The 20,162-nt window shown below is 64.5% G+C and carries 21 protein-coding genes; 9 read left to right on the top strand and 12 right to left on the bottom strand.

Annotation, left to right across the window (positions count from 1 at the left end):
- Positions 1-40: 40 nt before the first annotated feature.
- Positions 41-1,351 (bottom strand): nitrate/sulfonate/bicarbonate ABC transporter ATP-binding protein, encoded by a 1,311-nt coding sequence (locus tag ACCD07_RS25200; RefSeq protein WP_176652484.1) that lies wholly within the window; start codon positions 1,349-1,351, stop codon positions 41-43.
- A gap of 10 nt (positions 1,352-1,361) precedes the next feature.
- A complete protein-coding gene (locus ACCD07_RS25195; protein WP_176652483.1) occupies positions 1,362-3,092 on the bottom strand; it encodes an ABC transporter permease in 1,731 nt (576 codons plus the stop codon).
- A gap of 210 nt (positions 3,093-3,302) precedes the next feature.
- On the opposite strand from ACCD07_RS25195, the gene ACCD07_RS25190 reads away from it, so the two are divergent.
- Positions 3,303-3,806, top strand: a complete 504-nt coding sequence (locus ACCD07_RS25190; protein ID WP_413448908.1) for a hypothetical protein — start codon at positions 3,303-3,305, stop codon at positions 3,804-3,806.
- On the opposite strand, the gene corA is transcribed toward ACCD07_RS25190, so the two are convergent.
- From corA to mpl, 9 genes are all read right to left on the bottom strand, one after another.
- Positions 3,807-4,772, bottom strand: coding sequence for a magnesium/cobalt transporter CorA (gene corA / locus ACCD07_RS25185; protein WP_008452071.1), 966 nt, complete (start codon positions 4,770-4,772; stop codon positions 3,807-3,809).
- Between the two features lie 81 nt (positions 4,773-4,853).
- The gene (locus ACCD07_RS25180) at positions 4,854-5,258 is read right to left on the bottom strand and encodes a DUF4124 domain-containing protein (protein ID WP_413448907.1); all 405 of its coding nucleotides are present in this window, start codon (positions 5,256-5,258) and stop codon (positions 4,854-4,856) included.
- Positions 5,259-5,267: 9 nt separating this feature from the next.
- Complete coding sequence (gene mtgA, locus ACCD07_RS25175) at positions 5,268-5,975, bottom strand: monofunctional biosynthetic peptidoglycan transglycosylase (RefSeq protein ID WP_176652479.1); 708 nt, start codon at positions 5,973-5,975, stop codon at positions 5,268-5,270.
- Positions 5,972-6,796, bottom strand: a complete 825-nt coding sequence (gene aroE / locus ACCD07_RS25170; RefSeq protein WP_176652478.1) for a shikimate dehydrogenase — start codon at positions 6,794-6,796, stop codon at positions 5,972-5,974. Before aroE ends, mtgA begins: the two co-directional genes overlap by 4 nt.
- On the bottom strand, positions 6,796-7,683 hold the full coding sequence (locus ACCD07_RS25165; protein ID WP_176652477.1) for a TonB family protein: 888 nt from the start codon (positions 7,681-7,683) through the stop codon (positions 6,796-6,798). The genes aroE and ACCD07_RS25165 overlap by 1 nt, the downstream gene beginning before the upstream one ends.
- 65 nt (positions 7,684-7,748) lie before the next feature.
- Positions 7,749-9,767: a ribonuclease catalytic domain-containing protein gene (locus tag ACCD07_RS25160; RefSeq protein ID WP_353400914.1), complete on the bottom strand. Its 2,019-nt coding sequence runs from the start codon at positions 9,765-9,767 to the stop codon at positions 7,749-7,751.
- 2 nt (positions 9,768-9,769) lie between these two features.
- Positions 9,770-10,357: a chorismate--pyruvate lyase family protein gene (locus tag ACCD07_RS25155; RefSeq protein ID WP_353400916.1), complete on the bottom strand. Its 588-nt coding sequence runs from the start codon at positions 10,355-10,357 to the stop codon at positions 9,770-9,772.
- Entirely contained in the window at positions 10,354-10,932 is a 579-nt protein-coding gene (locus ACCD07_RS25150) for a YqiA/YcfP family alpha/beta fold hydrolase (RefSeq protein WP_176652869.1), read from the bottom strand. The genes ACCD07_RS25155 and ACCD07_RS25150 overlap by 4 nt, the downstream gene beginning before the upstream one ends.
- On the bottom strand, positions 10,932-12,296 hold the full coding sequence (gene mpl / locus ACCD07_RS25145) for a UDP-N-acetylmuramate:L-alanyl-gamma-D-glutamyl-meso-diaminopimelate ligase (protein WP_413448906.1): 1,365 nt from the start codon (positions 12,294-12,296) through the stop codon (positions 10,932-10,934). Before mpl ends, ACCD07_RS25150 begins: the two co-directional genes overlap by 1 nt.
- A 78-nt stretch (positions 12,297-12,374) precedes the next feature.
- On the opposite strand from mpl, the gene ACCD07_RS25140 reads away from it, so the two are divergent.
- The 8 genes from ACCD07_RS25140 (at position 12,375) to ACCD07_RS25105 (ending at position 19,525) form a co-directional block, all read left to right on the top strand.
- Entirely contained in the window at positions 12,375-13,019 is a 645-nt protein-coding gene (locus ACCD07_RS25140) for a hypothetical protein (protein WP_413448905.1), read from the top strand.
- Complete coding sequence (locus ACCD07_RS25135; protein ID WP_413448904.1) at positions 13,016-13,564, top strand: TlpA family protein disulfide reductase; 549 nt, start codon at positions 13,016-13,018, stop codon at positions 13,562-13,564. The genes ACCD07_RS25140 and ACCD07_RS25135 overlap by 4 nt, the downstream gene beginning before the upstream one ends.
- 84 nt (positions 13,565-13,648) lie before the next feature.
- Entirely contained in the window at positions 13,649-14,086 is a 438-nt protein-coding gene (gene aroQ / locus ACCD07_RS25130; RefSeq protein WP_413448903.1) for a type II 3-dehydroquinate dehydratase, read from the top strand.
- 88 nt (positions 14,087-14,174) lie between these two features.
- Positions 14,175-14,645, top strand: a complete 471-nt coding sequence (accB, locus tag ACCD07_RS25125; protein ID WP_176652471.1) for an acetyl-CoA carboxylase biotin carboxyl carrier protein — start codon at positions 14,175-14,177, stop codon at positions 14,643-14,645.
- A 112-nt stretch (positions 14,646-14,757) separates the two neighbouring features.
- On the top strand, positions 14,758-16,143 hold the full coding sequence (accC, locus tag ACCD07_RS25120) for an acetyl-CoA carboxylase biotin carboxylase subunit (protein ID WP_152806774.1): 1,386 nt from the start codon (positions 14,758-14,760) through the stop codon (positions 16,141-16,143).
- Positions 16,143-17,075 (top strand): 50S ribosomal protein L11 methyltransferase, encoded by a 933-nt coding sequence (gene prmA / locus ACCD07_RS25115; RefSeq protein WP_176652470.1) that lies wholly within the window; start codon positions 16,143-16,145, stop codon positions 17,073-17,075. The genes accC and prmA overlap by 1 nt, the downstream gene beginning before the upstream one ends.
- Before the next feature lie 8 nt (positions 17,076-17,083).
- The gene (locus ACCD07_RS25110; protein ID WP_353400922.1) at positions 17,084-18,577 is read left to right on the top strand and encodes a DUF3426 domain-containing protein; all 1,494 of its coding nucleotides are present in this window, start codon (positions 17,084-17,086) and stop codon (positions 18,575-18,577) included.
- Positions 18,578-18,586: 9 nt separating this feature from the next.
- Positions 18,587-19,525 (top strand): carbohydrate kinase family protein, encoded by a 939-nt coding sequence (locus ACCD07_RS25105; protein WP_176652468.1) that lies wholly within the window; start codon positions 18,587-18,589, stop codon positions 19,523-19,525.
- Between the two features lie 64 nt (positions 19,526-19,589).
- Here the strand turns inward: ACCD07_RS25105 and ACCD07_RS25100 are convergent, their stop codons facing one another.
- Positions 19,590-20,102, bottom strand: coding sequence for a YggT family protein (locus ACCD07_RS25100; RefSeq protein WP_176652868.1), 513 nt, complete (start codon positions 20,100-20,102; stop codon positions 19,590-19,592).
- Positions 20,103-20,162 lie beyond the last annotated feature (60 nt).

Raw genomic sequence — 20,162 nt, 5'->3', positions numbered from 1 at the left:
GCCACGCGTGGCAGGTTGCCGGAACTGACCCCGCTTTTTTTTAAACTTCGTCTTCCTCGTCTTCTTCGGCCAGCTGGATCACGCCGGTGTTGAAGTTGTATTCGAACAGGTCGCCGTAGCGGCCCCATTCGATCGCCATGCGCAGCGCGCGTTCGGCTTCTTCTTCGCTCAGCGTGAAGCGCAGCAGCTTCAGGAACAGGTCTTCCGGCAAATCGCCGGACTTGTCCTGCTCCAGGCCGTGGCAGATGTAGGCGATCAGCGGCACGTGCTCCAGCAGCTGCTTGCCGAACACTTCCTGGCGCTCGGTGTTGGTCGCCGCGACGTAGCGGCCGCCCAGCTCCGTCAGCAGGATGTCGCCGTTGGTCAGGTAGGCAAAGCCCAGCAAAATCAGCGCGTTCAAGACTTCCAGCAGCTCGGCGTCGGTCAGCTCGGTCTCTTCGGCCAGCTGCGGCAGGTCGGCGCGGCCGGAGAACGGCTCCTCGGCCAGCAATTCCAATATCCCCTCCATGTGCGCGATGTCGGCCTGCGGCAGGCGGTCGCCCAGCTGCAGCTTGACTTCCTTCTCGCTGATCAGCCCCCGCTTGCCGGCGCCGGCCGTCATCAGCTCGTACACCTTGTCGATCAGATGGCGCACTTCGGCGCCTTCGGCCTTGCGCGGCTGCGGCAGCGAAATCGGCAGCTCGGCGCGCACGCGGCCCGGATCGCTGGCGAAGATCAGCACGCGGTCGGCCATCATCACCGCTTCCTCGATGTTGTGCGACACCACCAGGATGGCCTTGGTCGGGATCTGGCCCGACTGCCACAGCTCCAGGATCTCTTCGCGCAGGCGCTCGCCGGTCAGCACGTCCAGCGCGGAAAACGCCTCGTCCATCAACAGCACTTCCGGCTCCATCACCAGCGCGCGGGCGATGCCGACCCGCTGGCGCATGCCGCCGGACAGCTCGCGCGGCAACGCGCCTTCGAAGCCGGACAGGCCGATCAACTCGATCACTTTTTCCGCGCGGCGCGCGCGCTCCTCGGCCGGCATGCCCTGCGCTTCCAGCCCCAGCTCGACGTTCTTCTGCACCGTCAGCCACGGGAACAGCGCGAACGACTGGAACACCATGCGGATGCCGCGCGCCGTGCCGTACAGGGGCATGCCGCGATAGAGCACCTGGCCGGCGTCGGCCTGGATCAGCCCCGCCATGATGCGCAGCATGGTCGACTTGCCGGAGCCGGACTGGCCCAGCAGCGCGACGATCTCGCCTTCGTTCAGCGTGAAGTCCACGCCTTCCAGCACCGAGCGCGCGGAGCCGTCGGCGCCGCGGAAGTGCTTGCCGACCGATTTCAATTCGACGATAGGAGTGCTCATGATTCTGTTCCTAGAAATGCAGCCGGCTTTCGGCCAGGGTGTACAAACGGCGCCAGACAAAGTGGTTGAAGCCCATGACGAAGATGCACATCACGCCGATGCCCAGCGCGATGCGGGGGAAGTCGCCGGCCACGGTCATCTCCTGGATGTAGCTGCCGATGCCGTGCGCCTTCAGCGTGGTCGGGCCCCAGCTGACGAATTCCGCGACGATGGCCGCGTTCCACGAACCGCCGGACGCGGTGATCGCGCCCGTGACGAAGCTGGGGAAGATGGCCGGCAGCAGGTAGCGGCGCCATTTCAGCCATCCGGTCAGGCCGAAGTTCTTGGCGGCGTGACGCAGCTCGGTCGGTATGGTCGAGGCGCCGGCGATGACGTTGAACAGCAAATACCACTGGGTGCCGAGGATCATCAGCGGCGACAGCCAGATGTCCGGATTCAGGTGGTAGCGCACGATCAGGATCACCGCCACCGGGAACACCAGGTTGGCCGGGAAGGCGGCCAGGAACTGCGCCACCGCCTGCGTGCGCGAGGCCCAGCGCGGATTCATGCCGATCCAGACGCCGATCGGCACCCATACCAGCGCGGCCAGCGCCAGCAGCAGCACCACCCGTATCATCGTGTACAGGCCGAGCGTGATCACGTGGCCCACTTCGCTCCAGCCCACTTCGGTGCTGATGAAGTGCACCAGGCTCCATAGGGCGTAGAACACGACGGCGGCGATCACCGCGTCCCAGACGCGCTGCGGCACCACCGATGCCTGGTCGCGGCGGGCGCGGATCGAGGTGCCGTCATGGCCGAGGCGGAACAGCGCGATGGAGCGCGATAGCATATTGCCGAACCATTCGACCAGCGCCTGCGTGCGCTCGGTGCGGCGCAGCCAGGTCAGCAGCCACGATTGCTGGCCGGCGTCGCCGCCGGTTTCCTCGAAGCGGAACTTGTCGGCCCAGGCCAGCAAGGGACGGAAGAACAGCTGGTCGTACAGCAGCACGCCGATCAACATGGCGGCGATGGCCCAGCCGATCGCGCCCAGGTTGCTTTGCTCGATCGCCAGCGCGATGTACGAGCCGATGCCGGGCAGCTTGATGTTCTGGTTGGAGACCGAGATCGCCTCCGACGCCACGACGAAGAACCAGCCGCCGGACATCGACATCATCATGTTCCACAGCAGGCCGGGCATGGCGAACGGCAGTTCCAGGCGCCAGAAGCGCTGCCAGCCCGACAGCTGGAACACCCGCGCCGCTTCCGACAATTCGGCCGGCACGGTGCGGAAGCCCTGGTAGGCGGAAAACGCCATGTTCCACGCCTGCGAGGTGAAGATGGCGAAGATGGCCGCGCATTCGACGCCCAGCAGGTTGCCGGGGAAGAGCGCGATGAAGGCCGTGACGGTGATCGACAGGAAGCCCAGGATCGGGATCGACTGCAAGATGTCGAGCAGCGGCACCAGCACTTTTTCCGCGACGCGGTACTTGGTGGTCAGCGCGGCGAACACGCAGCTGAACACCACCGACGCGCCCAGCGCGATGAACATGCGCAGCGTGGTGCGCAGCAGGTAGTACGGCAGATAGCTCGGATCGAGCGACAGCGGCAGCGCCTGCCCCAGTTCATAGGGGCGCGCCATTTGCTGGCTGCCGTACGCCATCAGGACGAACACCGCCAGCACGATGGGCAGCAGCGCCCAGTCCCAGCGGTTACCGCCGGCCTCCACCACCTGGCGGGGGAAAAATTGCCGTTTTTTTGTCATTGCTTTGTACTTTCTCTGGCAACGGGCGTCGCGTGGAGACGGGAAGGAAAATCCGGCCAGTATATGAGAGGCGGGTGACCGGATGGTGACACAGGCCGCCATTCTAAAGGAATATGGCCTTAAATATATTACGGTCGTGAAAGTTGGTGACTATTCAGCGGGGTTAACAAGCGCATAATAATGTGATTGATTTAGCCATGTTGCAGCAATATGAAACTGATCGCCGAAAAACGTTCCAGAACCGACAAATACGATGTGCTGCGCTTCGTGCGCAACAACGGCAGCGTGACCGAGGCGGTGATGCCGCGCCAGGGCATCCTGCCGCATGACCTGGTGCACTACGTGGTGGAGTCCGCGCTGCCGCTGCGGCATGGCTTCCTCAGCCTGCTGGCGCGCGGCGCCGATGCGCAGTTCGTCATGGTGGCGGTGCACGACCGGGCCAACAAGGAGGTCGAGACCGAGGCGGTGCAGGCGGAAGCCATCGTCGAGGGCTTGCAGGCCCAGTTGTGGTCGGGCGCGTTCGACGAGCAAGCCTTCCTGGCCGGCGCCGCCAGCGCCTGCACGGCGCGCGACAAGCAGCCGTTCGACTTCAAGCGCTTCGGCGTCGACATCAAGGCCGCGCTGTACGACCGCGCGCTGGCGCTGCACCAGCAATGGAACAGCGCGCCCTACTACAGCACCTTGTCGCTGGAATTCAGCCCGCAGCCGGTGTGACTACTTCAACCAGCCGCGGCGGCGGAAGTACCAGAACGGGGCGATCGCGCTGGTGATCATCAGCACGATGGCGAACGGATAGCCGAGCTGCCATTCCAGCTCCGGCAGCCACTTGAAGTTCATGCCGTAGATCGAGGCGATCAGGGTCGGCGGCAGGAAGGCGACGCTGGCCACCGAGAAGATCTTGATGATCTTGTTCTGGTTGATGTTGATGAAGCCGACCGTGGCGTCCATCAGGAAGTTGATCTTGTCGAACAGGAAGGAGGTGTGGCCGTCCAGCGACTCGATGTCGCGCAGGATCTGCCGGGCTTCCTCGAACTGTTCCGAATTGAGCAGCCGGCCGCGCATCAGGAAGCTGACCGCGCGCCGCGTGTCCATCATGTTGCGGCGGATGCGGCCGTTCAAGTCTTCCTCGTGGGCGATGGCGTTCAGCGCGGCGGCCGCGTCCTGGTCGGTGAATTCTTCCTGCAGCACGCGGCCGCTGACCTCTTCCAGGTTCTGGTAGATGCCTTCGAGCGCGTCGGCCGAATACTCGGCGTCGGTCGCGTACAGGTCCAGCAGCACGTCCATGTAGTCGGCGATCGAGCCGGGACGCGAGCGGGCGCGCATGCGCACCAGGCGGAACACCGGCAGGTCGTCGGTATGCACCGAGAACAGCATCTTGCGCGCCAGGATGAAGGCCACCGTGACGATGCGCGACGGGCCGTCCTCTTCTTCCAGCAGGAAGTCGGTGCGCAGGTGCAGGTCGCCGTTTTCCGCCTCATAGTAGCGGGCCGACGCTTCGATGTCCTTGACTTCGTCCTCGCCAGGCAGGGTGACGCCGTAGATGGCCTTGACCCATGCGCGTTCGTCATCCGTCGGGTCGGTCAGGTCGACCCAGACCGGCTCGACCTGTTCCAGGTCTTCGCGACTGTCGATGGGCACCTGGTTGAGCCGGCCATTCTGGAGAACGAAAACATTAATCATGGGTACGCAAGCCTTCTGGAAACAGCGCAAGTGTACCCGCAAAGCCCCTGCCGAGGCCAGCCTGCCATGCGGTTTTTCACCCTAGCGGGTGGCTTTTTCTATCATTTTGTCGGTGGCCGACTGCGGGGCGCTGTCGGCAGGGTCCGGCTTGGGGACTTTGGGCGCTTCGATGCCCCGGGTGTCGATGGCCTTGACCACCTGGCCGTCCTTGCATTCGACGTCCGACAGCACGGTCTTGCCGTTGATGACGCACTTGCGCAGCACGCCGGCCGGCACCACCGGCACGGCCGCCGCGGCCGCCGCGGCCGCCGATGATGCCGATGCGCCTGCGGCCGGCACCGGCTTGCCGGCCAGCTTGGCCAGTCCTTCGGTGAAAAAGTTGCGCTCGTGGCGGGCCGACATCAGAAACGCCATCGCAATCGCCGCCAGCGTCGCCATGACGATGGCCACCTGGATCAATCCGAGTCCCCGCTGCTTGCTCAACATAGCTGCCTCCTAAGGTAATTCCGCCGATCCCATGCGGCGCAGGATTACGCCGGTGCGTCGTGCCAGGTAGCCCGAGTCGCGGTGCTTGTCGAAAAAGCGCGGATTGGGCAGCATCACCGCCAGCTTGGCGGCCTGGGCCGCGCCCAGGTTGGCCGCGCTGACGCCGTAGTAATGCCGCGCCGCCGCCTCGGCGCCGAACGTGCCGGTGCCGAACTCGACCACGTTCAGGTAGATCTCGAAGATGCGTTCCTTGTCCATCAAGGTTTCCAGCATGTAGGTGATGATCAGCTCCTGGCCCTTGCGCACATAGCTGCGCGAACCGGACAGGAACAGGTTCTTGGCCAGCTGCTGGGTGATGGTCGATCCGCCCGACACCACCTTGTGCTTCTTGTTGTTCTTCTCGTAGGCCTTTTGCAGCGCGTCCCAGTCCACGCCTTCGTGCTCGGAGAAGTTGGCGTCCTCGGAAGCGATGATGGCGCGCTTGAGGTTGTTCGAGATGCGGTTGTACGGCACCCACATCTGCTGGATGTTCGCGTTCGGGTTTTTCTCGCGCAGCGCCGACTGCTGTTCGCGCATGAAGCTGGTCATCGACGGGTTGTGGTCAACCCACCACCAGATCTGCAGGAAGAAATACAGCTGCACCACCGCGACCAGCAGCACCGGCACGATGAAGATCCACTTCACCCAGCGCCACTTGCCCGCCTTGGCCGCGCTCACAGCTTGGCCCGCAACGCTTGCAGTACTTCCGCCGTGTCCGGCCGCACGCCGCGCCACAGGCTGAACGCCTCGGCGGCCTGCTCGACCAGCATGCCCAGGCCGTCGCGCAGCTTCAACTGTGCGCCGTGCCGGTCCGCGAACTGCAAGAATACCGTGGGGGAGGCTCCGTACATCATGTCCAGGGCAAGCGAACCGGGGCCGAAGATCGATGGCGATATCGGCGGCAGCTCGGCGCTCAGGCTGGCCGAGGTGGCGTTGATGACGATGTCGAACGCGCCTTCCAGCGCGCTGAAACCGCAGGCCGATACCACGCCCTCGCCGCCCAGCGCGGCAAACTGTTCGACCAGCGCTTCGGCGGTTGCCACCGTGCGGTTGGCGATGACCAGTTGCGCCGGACGGTGTTCCAGTATCGGCAGCACCACGCCGCGCGCCGCGCCGCCCGCGCCCAGCAGCAGCACGCGCTTGCCGGTAATCGTCACGCCGGCGTTGCTGACGATGTCCGTCACCAGCCCGGCGCCGTCGGTGTTGTCGCCAACGATGCCGTCCGCGGTGAAGTGCAGCGTGTTGACGGCGCCGGCCGCGCGCGCGCGGATGGTCAGCGCCTGCGCCACCTTGACCGCGTCCAGCTTGAACGGCACGGTGACGTTGGCCCCGAGGCCGCCCTCGGCAATGAAGGCTTGCACGGCGGCGGCGAAGCCGTCCACCGGTGCCAGGCGCTTTTCGTAACTGATGTCTTGCCCGGTCTGCGCCGCGAAGGCCGCATGGATCTCGGGTGATTTGCTGTGGGCAATCGGATTGCCGAATACGCAGTAGCGGTCCATCAACGTCCTCCGCCGCTTAAGTCGGCTTGTAGTTTGTCTTCGCGGGTGAATTTGAAGGTGGTGACGATCACCCACAGATCGTCCTTGTCGGTCGACAGCATGTTCGGCGGGAACTTGCCGAACGGTGCGGAACGGCGCACGATGTTCATCGCCGCCTCGTCCAGCGCCTGGTTGCCGGAACTGCGGTCGACCTTGATGCCGCCGTCCCGCTCATAAATCGTGCCGTCCTGGAACACCGGGATCGACAGCACCAGTTGCCCGTACAGCTTGCGACCGTTGACGTTGGGGAAGTTCAAGGTCCCGGTGTCCTCGATCTTCTTCTGGATGGTCTTGTAGTACATCGCGTAACCCACGCCGCGCGTGCTCGGCGTGATGAAGGTTTTCTTCGGCCGCTTGTTCTGGTCTTCGATGGTCTCGCTGATCTCGGCGGCGCGGCGGGCGATGGCCTTGCTGGCGTCCAGCAGGTCGGCGCCGGTCGGCAACGGATCGGGCTTGCTCTTTTCCGTGACCGGCGGCGCGGTGAACGGCGTCTGCCTGGCCGCCTGCGTCAGCAGGTTCTTTTGCTGCTCTTCCAGCTCGGCGATGCGGCGCTTGGCGGCCTTGATGCTGTCGCCGGTTTCCATCTTGCGCATGTCCGGCAGCGGCGACTTGGAGCGGCCCTGGTCGACATTGCCGCCGCCGTCCAGGTTGGCCTGGGCCAGCGCCTCGGCTTTCAAGGGCGCCTTGCTGTGCTTGGCGTTGACCAGTATCACTTCCAGCCCCGGATCGGTCGGTTGCACGGGCGTGGGCTTGGGGGCGACAAAATGCACCGCAAGCAACGCGCCGTGGGCCAGCAGCGAGATGCCGGTGGCGAGGTACAGGAACCGATTTTCTTGAAAAGACTTCACGCGAGGCCGGGTTAAGAAAGATAGCGCTGTGATTTTACGTCAAAGCGAGCGCGGGGCTGCGGGTTTTATTCCGCAGCGGGCTCCTCGGCGGCGGCCTCGACCGCCACTTCCGGCGCATCGACCGCGTCTTCCGGGACTTCCTCGTCCTCGTAGTCCAGCTCGGCATCGGCGGCCACCGTTTCGGCGGCCGGGATTTCCAGGATGCGCGCTTCGATGGTCAGGTCGACCTCGTCCCAGCGCAGGATGTCCAGCTTGACCTGGGCGCCGCGCGCCACCTGCGGCATGCCCGGCAGGCGGATGATCAGCGGAATGTCAACCAGGCGCAACACCTCGTCCTTGAGCACCACCGCCTCGACCTGGCGCGCATCTTCCTGACCCAGCCAGCGCAGGCACCAGTAGCGCTCCATGTTGGCCTGGTGGTCGCCATAGGCCGCGTAGGCCGCGTCGAACTGCGACACGATCGCGAACAGTTCGGCGTCCTTGGGCTTGAAGTGCGCGACCAGCGGCGCCGTCACGCCATGCTCGGCGCAGGCCAGGATCTGCCACTGGTTGACCAGGTCGGTATAGCGGCGCAGCGGCGACGTGCTCCACGCGTACTGGTCCACGCCCAGGCCCTGGTGCGGCGCCGCATGGGTGACCATGCGCACCTGCATCTTGGCGGCCCAGCCGCCGACGCCCTGGCCCTGGCTGCGATAGATGCCCGGCACGCCGTGGTCATGCATCAGCTTGCCCCAGGTGCTGTTGGCGAAGATCATCAGTTCGGCGACGATCTTGTCCAGCGGCGCGCCGCGCTTGCGGCGGCTGACGGTGACCACGTCGTTTTCCACGTAGAAGTTGAAGTCCACGCGGTTGTTCTGTTCCGGCTTGAGGCCGAAGCCTTCGCGCTTGACCATGCGCGCCGCCTCCAGCACCTGCGCCCATTTCCAGATCAGGCCCAGCTCTTCCTTGTGCTTGTACTCGCCCTCGCCGCTGGCCAGGGTTTCCTCGTTGACCAGGTCGTCCAGGTCGTTGTGGCGCAGGTTGCTGGCGATCGGCACCATCTCGGCGCGGGTCTCGGTGGCCAGCACCGACCAGTCGGCCGGGTTCAGCGTGGCGTACAGCGACAGCGCCGGGCAGGTCTTGCCCTCGGCCAAGGTGAACGCTTCGACGATGGCGTCCGGCAGCATGGTGATTTTGTCGCCGGGCATGTAGACGGTGGACATGCGCGCGCGCGCCATCTTGTCGACCGCGTCGTCCGGCTTGATGCCCAGGCCGGGCGCGGCGATGTGGATGCCGATCTTGACGTTGCCGTCGGCAAGCTTGGTCACGGAGAAGGCGTCGTCGATCTCGGTGGTGGTGACGTCGTCGATCGAGAACGCCTGCACGTCGGCCAGCGGCAGATTGGTCGGCGGCACCGGCACGGCGACATCCGGGAAACCGGCGCCGCGCGGGAAGTTCTCGAACAGGAACTTGGCCATGTGCAGCGCCTTCGGCGACGCCACGCCGCCGGCCGCCAGCATCAGGCGCTGCGGGTTGGTGTGCAGCTCATTGCACGCCGCTTCCAGCGCCTTGTATTCGATGGAGTTCTTGTCCGGCTTGAACAACAGCTGCATGACCATGTTCTGCATCGAGGCCGGCAGCTTGTTGGCCTTCAGCTCCTCGACATATTCGGCCTGGACCAGCGCCTGCTGTTTCTTCTTCTCGATGCCGGCCTGCGCGGCGCGCAGCGATTGCTCGGGCGCGGCCTTGTAGCGGCCACGGCCTTTTTTATAGAAGTAGATCGGCGCCGAATGCAGGCTCAGGATCAGGCCGGCGGCCTCGGCCGGCAACGGCGCGTGGCCGAAGTATTCGGCGCCCAGCTCGGCAAAGCCGAACTCCTCCTCGCCCGCGACTTCCCACAGGAATTCGAGGTCGATGTCGGCGGCCACGGCCTTGGCCTGTTCCATCAAATCCGTCGGCGACGGCTTCTCGTACTGCAGCAGCACGTCCTTGATCTTGACCTTGGTGCGCTTGCCGCTGGCCATCTCAACCTGGTAGGCCTCGCCGGCTTGCGACATCATGGTGCCGACCTTGAAATCGCCGGATTCTTCGAAAAATAGATTCATTGCTAGCTTCTGTTCGTTGTTATTTGTTTCAATTCCAGTACGGAAGGCAAAAACACTTCCGTCACCAGCAGGGTACCTTGACGGCGCCTATATAGACAGCGCCGCGCATAGAGTATGAGTTCTTCCGGGCTGTCGAGCCCGAGGGCAGTGCGTGCGCGCTGTGCCAAGGGATGCCCTGCGCGCAATCTTGCAAATTCCAACACGCCGCGCCGTACCTGCGGGTCGCCGAACAAGGTCGATCCCAGCGAGCGCTCGCCCAGCGCGCTGAACAAGGGCCAATCCGCGGCCGTGGCCGACATCGGCACCACCGTGTGGGCGAACACCACAGGCGTATTATCACACCGCAGCAGCACTTCCCTCTCCCAAACGCGGCCGGGGCGATGCATGCCGATGGCCGCCGCCTCGTCGCTCAGGCAGCGCGCGGTGGTTTGATGCAGGCACTGCACGCGGAAATCCCGGCTGTGGGCCTTCAGCTTGGCGGTCAGCGAGCCGCCGGCCGTCAGCCACCGGCGGTATTGCTGCGGCGCGTTCAGCGCCAGCACGTGCGGCTGCCATTGCGTTTGCCGCAGCGACGGCGTACGTACCGTCACTGCGCCGCCTCGATGCCGCAAAATTCCAGTACTTCGTCCAGATAGTCGGGGAACTCGGAAATGCCATGGTCGCTGCCCTCGATCACGTGCTGGCGCGCGCCCGCATAGTGCGCCACCATGTCGCGATAGTCCAGCACTTCGTCGCCGGTGGCGGCGATCAGGAAGTAGCGTTGCTGGCGCGTGACCGGATTGACGGCCAGCGCGCGCAGCTCTTCTATATATTCCTGCTTGAACTCGAACGGTTCGTCGGAATGGTACTGGGTGGTGACGCCGACGTGCTGGTCCAGGTCCTTGAGCGGCACGATGGCCGGGTTCAGCAACACGGCGCGGCAGCCGATGCGCTCGGCCAGCCAGGTGGCGTAATAGCCGCCCAGCGAGGAGCCGACGACGGTTAAATCGTGGGCCGGGATGCCTTCTATTAAGGAGAGCGCCAGTTCCATCGCCAGTTTCGGCGAGGCCGGCAGCTGCGGGCAGATGAACTGCTCCGACAGGCCCAGCGCCGCCATGCGCTCGCCCATCACGCGCGCCTTCATCGACTTTGGCGAGGAGCGGAATCCGTGCAGATAGAGAATCATCAAGCCAGCGCTTCCAGGATTTTGTCGTGCACGCCGCCGAAGCCGCCGTTGCTCATGACGATGATCTGGTCGCCCGGCATGGCCGCCTTGACGATGGCGGCGACCAGCACGTCGATGTTGTCGTAGGCGGTGGCGACTTCGCCCAGCGGTGCCAAGGCGTCGCCCAGGCTCCAGCCCAGCGCCTGCTGGCTGCCGAAACCGAAGACCAGGTCGGCGTCGACCAGGCTGCCCGGCAGCGCATCCTTCATCGCGCCCAGCTTCATGGTGTTGGAGCGCGGCTCCAGCACGGCCAGGATGCGGGTTTGCTTGCCGACCTTCTGGCGCAGGCCGCCGACGGTGGTGGCGATGGCGGTCGGGTGGTGGGCGAAATCGTCATACACGGTAATATTGTTTACCACGCCGCGCACTTCCATGCGCCGCTTGACGTTTTCAAACGTGGCCAGCGACTTGGCCGCCTGCGCCACCGGCACGCCGACGTGGCGGGCGGCGGCGATCGCGGCCAGCGCGTTGGCGCGGTTGTGCTTGCCGGTCAGACTCCACTCGACGTGGCCGGCCACTTCGCCGCCGAAGATGACATCGAAACTGCCGTCATCGTATTCGTTCATGGTCCAATCGGCGTCGCCGGCGCGGCCGAAGCTTTCCTTCTCGCTCCAGCAGCCGCGCTTGAGCACACGCTGCAGCGCCGGCTCGTCGGCGTTGTAGACGATCCGGCCGATGCCCGGCACCGTGCGCGCCAGGTGGTGGAATTGGGTTTCGATGGCGCCCAGATCGGGGAAGATGTCGGCGTGATCGTATTCCAGGTTGTTCATGATCGCGGTCTTGGCGTGGTAGTGCACGAACTTGCTGCGCTTGTCGAAGAACGCGGTGTCGTACTCGTCGGCCTCGATGACGAAGAAGATGGAATCGTTGTCGCCTTGCATGCGGGCCGACACGCCGAAGTTCATCGGCACGCCGCCGATCAGGAAGCCCGGCGCGTAGCCGGCGTCTTCCAGGATCCAGGTCAGCATGGCCGAGGTGGTGGTCTTGCCGTGCGTGCCGGCGACGGCCAGCACCCATTTGTCTTTTAATATGTGGTCGCCGATCCACTGCGGGCCGGAGACATACGGCAGGCCGCGGTTCATGATCTCCTCGATCAGCGGATTGCCGCGCGAAACCACGTTGCCGATCACGTACAGGTCGGGGTTGAGCTGCACCTGCTCCGGGCCGTAGCCCTGTATCAGTTCTATGCCCTGGGCTTCCAGCTGGGTGCTCATCGGTGGATAAACGTTGGCGTCGCAGCCGGTGACGCGGTGGCCCGCTGCTTTTGCCAGGACCGCCAGGCCGCCCATGAAGGTGCCGCAAATACCGAGGATATGAATATGCATAGTAATTAAGACGACGAATGAATACGGGATTTTACCCGACCCGCCGCCCTTTTCCCGGTTCAGAGTATTATCTCGTCCATGACGCCGAATGTTATCGAAGAAGTTCTGCTGCTGCGCGCGGAGATCGCCGCCGCCGCCGCACGCCTGATCGTCCAGGACGGCCAGGACTACAATTCGGCCAAGCGCAAGGCCGCCAAGCAAATCCTCGGCGACACCCAGCCGCCGCTGAACCTGCTACCCGACAACGCGCAGATCGAGGCGGAAGTGCGGATCTACCAGTCGCTGTTCCATGCCGACACCCAGCCCGCGCGCCTGTTCCGGCTGCGCACGCTGGCGGTCGACATCATGGAAGGCCTGGCCGCGTTCCATCCCTACCTGACCGGCGCCGTCCTGAACGGCACGGCCGGCCCGCACGACGATATCCACCTGCAGCTGTTTGCCGACAGCGCCAAGGAGGTGGAAATCTTCCTGCTGAACCGCAATTTGCAAATCGACATCTCCGAGACGCCGCACTTCAAGGGACCGCGCCACGGCTCGGTCGAGACCGTCAGCTTCATGTGGCACAAGGAAGGCGTGCACGCCGCCCTGTATGAGCTGGACGATTTGCGCGGCGCCGTCAAGACGCGCGGCGACGGCAAGCTGATGCGCGCCGATATCGCCACCGTGCGCGCCCTATTAGTTAACAGTGTCCACCCACCCCCATCCGAACCATCCACGCCATGAACCAAAAACACCTTGCCGCCTACGTTGTTGTCGCTTTGGCATTCGCCGCCTCCGGCGCCTATGTCGGCTTACATAAGCAGGAGGCTGCACCACCTATAAGCACCACCGTAGCACCGGGCGTCACCGGCCCCGTCGACGACCTGTATAAACAGACGCTGCCGGACGCCAAGGGCGCCGCCACCGCGCTGGCCCAATATAAGGGCAAGCCATTGCTGGTCAATTTCTGGGCGCCGTGGTGCGGCCCGTGCGTGCAGGAGATGCCGGAGCTGTCGGCGCTGGCCGCCGGAGATGAGGGTAAGAAGCTGCAAGTTATCGGAATTGGTATCGATTCGCCAACAAATATCGCCGAATTTAGCGACAAGTTCAAGATCACCTACCCGGTCTTCGTGGCCGGCATGGCCGGCACCGACCTGTCGCGCCAGTTCGGCAACAGCGCCGGCGGCCTGCCCTACACGGTGCTGATCGGCGCCGACGGCCAGGTCAAGAAGACCTATCTGGGCCGCCTGAAGTTCGACGAATTGCGCAAGGACCTCGCAACTCTGTAATCAGTTTCATAAGTTTTTTTCTCTTGCCAATGCCGGCAGTTGGCGGCAAAATGCGGAACTTTCGCGGAAAACGGTCTTGAACCCATGGCAAAAAACCTCCTACTGCTCAACGGTCCCAACCTGAATTTGCTGGGAACCCGCGAGCCCGAGGTCTACGGCGCTAGCACTTTGGCCGACATCGAACGCGCTGCCCAGGCACAAGTCCAGGCGGCGGGCGCGAGCTTGTCCTGCTTTCAGAGCAACCACGAAGGGGCACTGATCGACCGCATCCATGCCGCCAGAACGGAAGGCGTGGACGCCATCGTCATCAACCCGGGCGGCCTGACCCACACCAGCGTGGCCTTGCGCGACGCCCTGGCGGGGGTGGCGATACCGTTTGTTGAAGTGCATATTTCGAATATTTACCAGCGCGAGTCGTTTCGCCACCACTCATTTCTAAGCGCGATCGCCATAGGTACTATTTGCGGGCTGGGTATCGAAGGATATCGGTTTGCCATCGACTTCGTACTTAAAAACCGTTAATCTACGCGATCTGCGCGCAATTCCGCACGGTTCCGCCCAAAAGGCGCTACCGCTCACACTTACATAACAAGACATTCCTGGGGGTTACATGGATCTACGCAAGCTGAAGACCTTGATTGATTTGGTCGCGGAATCGGATATCGCCGAGCTCGAAGTGACCGAAGGCGAGAGCAAAGTACGCATCGTCAAGTCGTCCGCCATGCCGCAAAACCAGATGGTGATGATGCAGCCGCAAGGCATGCACCAGTACCATGCCGCTCCGGCCCCAGCCGCAGCGCCGGCCGCCGCAGCAGCGCCGGTACCGGCCGTTGCCGCCGAGCCTGTCGGCCACATCGTCAAATCGCCGATGGTCGGCACCTTCTACCGTTCGTCGGCCCCGGGCTCCCCTGCTTATGTGGAAGTGGGCGCCACCGTCAAGGAAGGCGACACCCTGTGCATCATCGAAGCGATGAAGCTGCTGAATGAAATCGACGCCGACAAGTCCGGCACGATCACCCAGATCCTGGTCGAGAACGGCCAACCGGTCGAGTTCGGCCAACCGCTGTTTGTGATAGGCTAAGACCGGCCTGCGCCCTCCCCATCGGTGACGGGCGCGCCGGCTTGGTCCGCATTCCCTCCTCTACCTGACGTTACCGGAGCTACCGGTGCTCACAGACATACGCGAACCTATCATGTTTGAAAAAATCCTCATCGCCAATCGTGGCGAAATTGCCCTCCGTATCCAGCGCGCATGCCGCGAGCTGGGCATCAAGACGGTTGTGGTCCACTCGGAAGCAGACAAAGACGCCAAATACGTGAAGTTGGCGGATGAATCGGTATGCATCGGCCCCGCGCCGTCGACGCTCAGCTACCTGAACATGCCGGCCATCATCAGTGCGGCCGAAGTGACGGACGCGGAAGCGATCCACCCGGGCTATGGCTTCCTGTCGGAAAACGCCGACTTCGCCGAGCGCGTGGAGAAATCCGGTTTCGTCTTCATCGGCCCGCGCTCCGACTCGATCCGCCTGATGGGCGACAAGGTCTCGGCCAAGCAAACCATGATCAAGGCCGGCGTGCCGTGCGTGCCCGGTTCGGACGGCGCGTTGCCCGACGATCCAAAGGCGATCGTGCAAATTGCGCGCAAGGTCGGCTACCCCGTCATCATCAAGGCGGCCGGTGGCGGCGGTGGCCGCGGCATGCGCGTGGTGCATACCGAGGCGGCGCTGATCAATGCCGTGGCGATGACCAAGACCGAAGCGGGCACCGCTTTCGGCAACCCGGAAGTCTATATGGAGAAGTACCTGGAAAATCCGCGCCACGTGGAAATCCAGATCCTCGCCGACGAACACAAGAACGCCGTCTGGCTGGGCGAACGCGACTGCTCGATGCAGCGCCGCCACCAGAAGGTCATCGAAGAAGCGCCGGCGCCGGGCATCCCGCGCAAGCTGATCGAGAAGATCGGCGACCGCTGCGCCGAAGCCTGCCGCAAGATCGGCTACCGCGGCGCCGGCACCTTCGAGTTCCTGTATGAAAACGGCGAGTTCTACTTCATCGAGATGAACACCCGCGTGCAGGTCGAGCATCCGGTGACGGAAATGATCACCGGCATCGACATCGTGCAGGAACAGATCCGCATCGCCGCCGGCGAGAAGCTGCGCTTCCGCCAGCGCGACGTGATGCTGTCCGGTCACGCCGTCGAGTGCCGCATCAACGCCGAAGACCCGTTCAAGTTCACGCCGTCGCCAGGCCGCATCACCTCCTGGCACGTGCCGGGGGGCCCGGGCGTACGCGTCGACTCGCATGCCTATGCGGGTTATTATGTACCGCCGCACTACGATTCGATGATCGGCAAGGTGATCGCCTATGGCGCCACGCGCGAGCAGGCGATCCGCCGCATGCAGATCGCGCTGTCGGAAATGGTGGTCGAGGGCATCCAGACCAACATCCCGCTGCACCGCGAGCTGATGGTCGATGCCCGCTTCATCGAAGGCGGCACCAACATCCACTATCTGGAGCAGAAGCTGGCCGACATGCCGGACCTGCATAAACTGAGTTTGAGCAACAAGGCGCCACAATAATGAGCTGGACTGAAATCGTCATCGAAATCGCACGCGATCACGCGGAAGCCCTGTCGGACGCGCTGATGGACGTGGGCGCGCTGTCGGTCTCCGTGGAAGACGCGGACGAAGGCACCGACGCGGAAAAGCCGCTGTTCGGCGAGCCGGGCATGGAACCGACCGAGGCGGCGTGGGAACACAGCCGCGTGGTGGCCCTGACCAATGAAGATGACGACCAGGCCGTGATCGTGGCGGCCGCCGCCGCGCAGATCGGCCTGGCGACGCTGCCCAAGTTCGCCACCCGCAAGGTGGAGGAGCAGGACTGGGTGCGCCTGACGCAGTCGCAGTTCGCGCCCATCCATATCGGCAAGAACATCTGGGTCGTGCCGAGCTGGCACGAAGCGCCCGACGCCAACGGCCTGATCCTGGAACTGGATCCGGGCCTGGCTTTCGGCACCGGCAGCCATCCGACCACCCGCCTGTGCATGGAGTGGCTGGAGGCGCATCCGGCGCCGGGCAAGACCGTGCTCGACTACGGCTGCGGCTCCGGCATCCTGGCGATGGTGGCCAAGAAGGTCGGCGCCGGCGAAGTGGTCGGCGTGGACATCGATCCGCAGGCGATCGAATCGGCGGCCGACAATGCCCAGCGCAACAAGTGCGAGATCGAGTACTTCCTGCCGGACACGTTCGCGCAATCGCAGCACGCGACGCAGCGTTTCGACATCGTCGTGGCCAACATCCTGTCGAGCCCGCTGAAGCTGATGGCGCCGATGCTGTCGGGCCGCGTGGCCGACGGCGGCGCGCTGATCCTGTCGGGCGTGCTGGCGCGCCAGGCCGAGGAAGTGGCGGCCGCGTATGCGCCGTTCATCAAGCTCGGCGTTTGGGCTGAGCAGGACGGCTGGGTGGCGCTGCATGGCCGCCTCGGCAGCGATGTGGTTCCGGCTGCGCGCTAAGCCCGGCAATGGCACTCGCCACCAAATGCCCCCACTGCAACACGGTATTTCGGGTCGCCCATGACCAGTTGAAATTACGTGGGGGCATAGTGCGCTGTGGCTCCTGCAATGAAGTCTTTGACGGCAACGCGGCGCTGCTCGATCCCTCCAGCTCGCCGCTGAGCCCACCGCCGCCGGCCAGCCCCGCGCCGGCGCCCGTTCCCGAATACCCCGCATCTCCACTGCCCGAGCCGACGCCGCTCGATGAAAAACTGGCCGCGCTGGATACCCGCGCCGCCGAAGTGCTGGGCAGCGAACCGATCTTCACGCTGGAACTCGACACCGCGATGGACGCGGCCGAGATCGCCGGCGCCGACGATGCACCGGTCGCCGACAGCGAGCCGGCGCCCGACCCCGACGACAGCTTCGACGACGAGCCGATCGCCGCCGCGGCCATGCCGGCGATCGCGCTGCCGGCCGAACCGGCCGCCGTCCCGCCCGCCGCCGAGGAAGCGTTCGACCTCGATCTGGACGTCGAGCCGGAGCCGGAGCCTGAAGCTGAACCGGCAGCGGAGCCGGCCGCGGCCGATGCCGAGCCACCGCTCGAAGACGCGCTCACCATCGAAGCCATGTCCGACGAAGAGCTGGAGGCCGCGCTGCAGGCGGAGCTGGCGGTCATGGAAAACCGTGCGCCGGAGCACGAGCCGGAGGATGAGGAAGAACCCTCCCCCGACGCCTTCGCCGACATGCTGGCCGCGACCGACCGCCGCGAGCCGACGCTGGACGAGACGCCGGTCGAGGCCGCCGCAACCGCCGCTCCCGCCCCACGCCACGACGAACTGGACGAGGTGGATGAGGAAGCCCTGGTGCAGCTGTCCTCGGCCGGACTGGCCGAAGCCCAGGCCGCCCGGGTGCACACGCTGTCCGCGCCGGCCGTCGAGGACGCAGCCGTCGCGGACGAGGCCGCCGACCACGCCGATGTGGCGGCCGAGGACGACGCCGACGAGCCCGGCTTCGTCAAGCGCGACCGCCGCCGCCGGAAGTTCGGCAAGGCCGCCACCATCGCCATGAGCCTGGGCTCGGTGCTGCTGGTGGCCGCGCTGATCGGCCAGGGCCTGACCACCTTCCGCAACCAGATCGCCGCCGCGCTGCCGCCGCTCAAGCCCGGCCTGCTGGCCGCCTGCAACGCGCTCGGCTGCAAGATCGAACTGCCCACGCAGATCGACGACCTCACCATCGAACAGGGCGAGCTGCAGACCCTGAGCGAGACCACGTTCTCCTTCACCACGCTGCTGCGCAACCAGAGCGCCACCGCGCAAGCCTGGCCGCACATCGAACTGGTGCTGGACGACGCGTCCGACAAGGCCGTGTTGCGCCGCGTGTTCACGCCGCGCGACTATCTCGGCGCCGACGTCGCGCTGGACAAGGGTTTCGCCCCGCACACCGAGCAATCTGTCAAACTGTACTTCGAGCTGAACCAGCTGAAAGCATCCGGCTATCACATCGCAGTCTTCTATCCATAAAGACCTATCATGACTCAGACCTCCCTGATTTGCGGCTCGATCGCAATCGACACCATCCTGCAATTCCCGGGCCGCTTCGACAGCATCCTGCTGGCCGACCAGCTGCACAAGGTTAACGTCTCGTTCCTGGCGCCGACCATGCGCACCGAATTCGGCGGCTGCGCGCCGAACATCGCCTACAACCTGCAGATGCTGGGCGGCGATCCGCGCATCGTCGGCGTCATGGGCCAGGACAACGCCGCCTACATGGAACGCTTCCGCAAGCTGGGCCTGGCCACCGACAACATCCTGATCAAGCCGGAAGCGTACAACGCGCAGTGCTTCGTCACCGCCGACGAGGACAACAACCAGATCAACGCCTTCCACCCGGGCGCCATGTCATACGCGCACGAGAACGACATCGCCAAGGCGGGTCCGGCGCGCCTCGCCATCATCTCGCCGGACGGCCACCTAGGCATGAAGAAGCACGCCGCCGACCTGGCCAGGCTGCAGATCCCGTTCATCTTCGATCCGGGCCAGCAGCTGCCGATGTTTAACGGCGAAGAGCTGATCGAGTTTATCGACAAGGCCACCTACGTCACCACCAACGACTATGAAATCGAACTGCTGATGGACCGCACCGGCCTGACCGTGCCGGACATCGCCGGCCGCCTGGAAGCGCTGATCGTCACCCGCGGCGAGAATGGTTCGGAGATTTACACCGGCGGCCAGCGCATCGAGATCCCGGCCGTGCCGGTGGCCGAGGCGATCGACCCGACCGGCTGCGGCGACGCGTACCGCGCCGGCCTGCTGTTCGGCATCACCAACGGCTGGAAGTGGGAAACCACCGGCCGCCTGGCCAGCCTGCTGGGCGCGATCAAGATCGCCAGCAAGGGCGCGCAGAACCACAAGCTGACGGCCGCCGAGATCGCGGACAAGTTCGAAGCCGCCTTCGGCTACCGCTACTAAACGGCGCGGCGCATAAAAAAAGGGCAGACCGTCGGTCTGCCCTTTTGCTTTGGCCAGCGCGGTTTCAGCGGCTGAACAGCATGCCCAGCAGGATCTGGGCGATCTGCAGCAGGATCAGCGCCACCAGCAGCGACAGGTCCAGGTTGCCGACCAGCGGCACCATGCGGCGGATCGGCTTCAGCAGCGGTTCGTTGAGCGCGCGCACGAACGGCGCCAGCGGCGCGTGCGGATTGACCCAGCTGAAGATCGCCTCGATCACCAGCAAGGCCATGAAGCCGTACAAAATCCACTGCAGGAAGCGTTGCAGGGCCACCAGCAGCACCGCCTGGGTGGTCCAGCCGGCCAGGAACAGCACCGAGGTGGCCAGCAGCACGATCAGGAAGGCGCCGATCAGGCTGGCCCAATCATAGCCGCCCACACCGGGCACGATGCGGCGCAAGGGGCGCACCAGCCAGTCCGATAATTGAAAAGTGAATTGGGCCACCGACGACGGCGGGCGGACGCGGATCGCCTGCATCCAGAAGCGCAACAGCAAGGCCCCGCCCAACAGGGTGGCGATGGCGTCGACAATCAACATGACAATACTAAGCACGGGGTCCCTCCAATAAAAAAGCCGCTGTGTGATTGTCTCACACAG

Source organism: Duganella sp. Dugasp56 (assembly GCF_047304105.1).
GTDB classification, from domain to species: domain Bacteria; phylum Pseudomonadota; class Gammaproteobacteria; order Burkholderiales; family Burkholderiaceae_D; genus Rugamonas; species Rugamonas hordei.
This window is presented reverse-complemented; position numbering and strand designations above follow the sequence as displayed.

Bases quoted from the DNA above. Each gene is read 5' to 3' on its own strand.
- ACCD07_RS25110 (WP_353400922.1), top strand. From the start codon at position 17,084: ATGGCACTCGCCACCAAATGCCCCCACTGCAACACGGTATTTCGGGTC.
- prmA (WP_176652470.1), top strand. From the start codon at position 16,143: ATGAGCTGGACTGAAATCGTCATCGAAATCGCACGCGATCACGCGGAA.
- ACCD07_RS25195 (WP_176652483.1), bottom strand. From the start codon at position 3,092: ATGACAAAAAAACGGCAATTTTTCCCCCGCCAGGTGGTGGAGGCCGGC.
- mpl (WP_413448906.1), bottom strand. From the start codon at position 12,296: ATGCATATTCATATCCTCGGTATTTGCGGCACCTTCATGGGCGGCCTG.
- corA (WP_008452071.1), bottom strand. From the start codon at position 4,772: ATGATTAATGTTTTCGTTCTCCAGAATGGCCGGCTCAACCAGGTGCCC.
- ACCD07_RS25100 (WP_176652868.1), bottom strand. From the start codon at position 20,102: ATGTTGATTGTCGACGCCATCGCCACCCTGTTGGGCGGGGCCTTGCTG.
- accB (WP_176652471.1), top strand. From the start codon at position 14,175: ATGGATCTACGCAAGCTGAAGACCTTGATTGATTTGGTCGCGGAATCG.
- ACCD07_RS25140 (WP_413448905.1), top strand. From the start codon at position 12,375: ATGACGCCGAATGTTATCGAAGAAGTTCTGCTGCTGCGCGCGGAGATC.
- ACCD07_RS25180 (WP_413448907.1), bottom strand. From the start codon at position 5,258: ATGTTGAGCAAGCAGCGGGGACTCGGATTGATCCAGGTGGCCATCGTC.
- accC (WP_152806774.1), top strand. From the start codon at position 14,758: ATGTTTGAAAAAATCCTCATCGCCAATCGTGGCGAAATTGCCCTCCGT.
- ACCD07_RS25200 (WP_176652484.1), bottom strand. From the start codon at position 1,351: ATGAGCACTCCTATCGTCGAATTGAAATCGGTCGGCAAGCACTTCCGC.
- ACCD07_RS25105 (WP_176652468.1), top strand. From the start codon at position 18,587: ATGACTCAGACCTCCCTGATTTGCGGCTCGATCGCAATCGACACCATC.
- aroE (WP_176652478.1), bottom strand. From the start codon at position 6,796: ATGGACCGCTACTGCGTATTCGGCAATCCGATTGCCCACAGCAAATCA.
- ACCD07_RS25190 (WP_413448908.1), top strand. From the start codon at position 3,303: ATGAAACTGATCGCCGAAAAACGTTCCAGAACCGACAAATACGATGTG.
- ACCD07_RS25135 (WP_413448904.1), top strand. From the start codon at position 13,016: ATGAACCAAAAACACCTTGCCGCCTACGTTGTTGTCGCTTTGGCATTC.
- ACCD07_RS25160 (WP_353400914.1), bottom strand. From the start codon at position 9,767: ATGAATCTATTTTTCGAAGAATCCGGCGATTTCAAGGTCGGCACCATG.
- ACCD07_RS25150 (WP_176652869.1), bottom strand. From the start codon at position 10,932: ATGATTCTCTATCTGCACGGATTCCGCTCCTCGCCAAAGTCGATGAAG.
- aroQ (WP_413448903.1), top strand. From the start codon at position 13,649: ATGGCAAAAAACCTCCTACTGCTCAACGGTCCCAACCTGAATTTGCTG.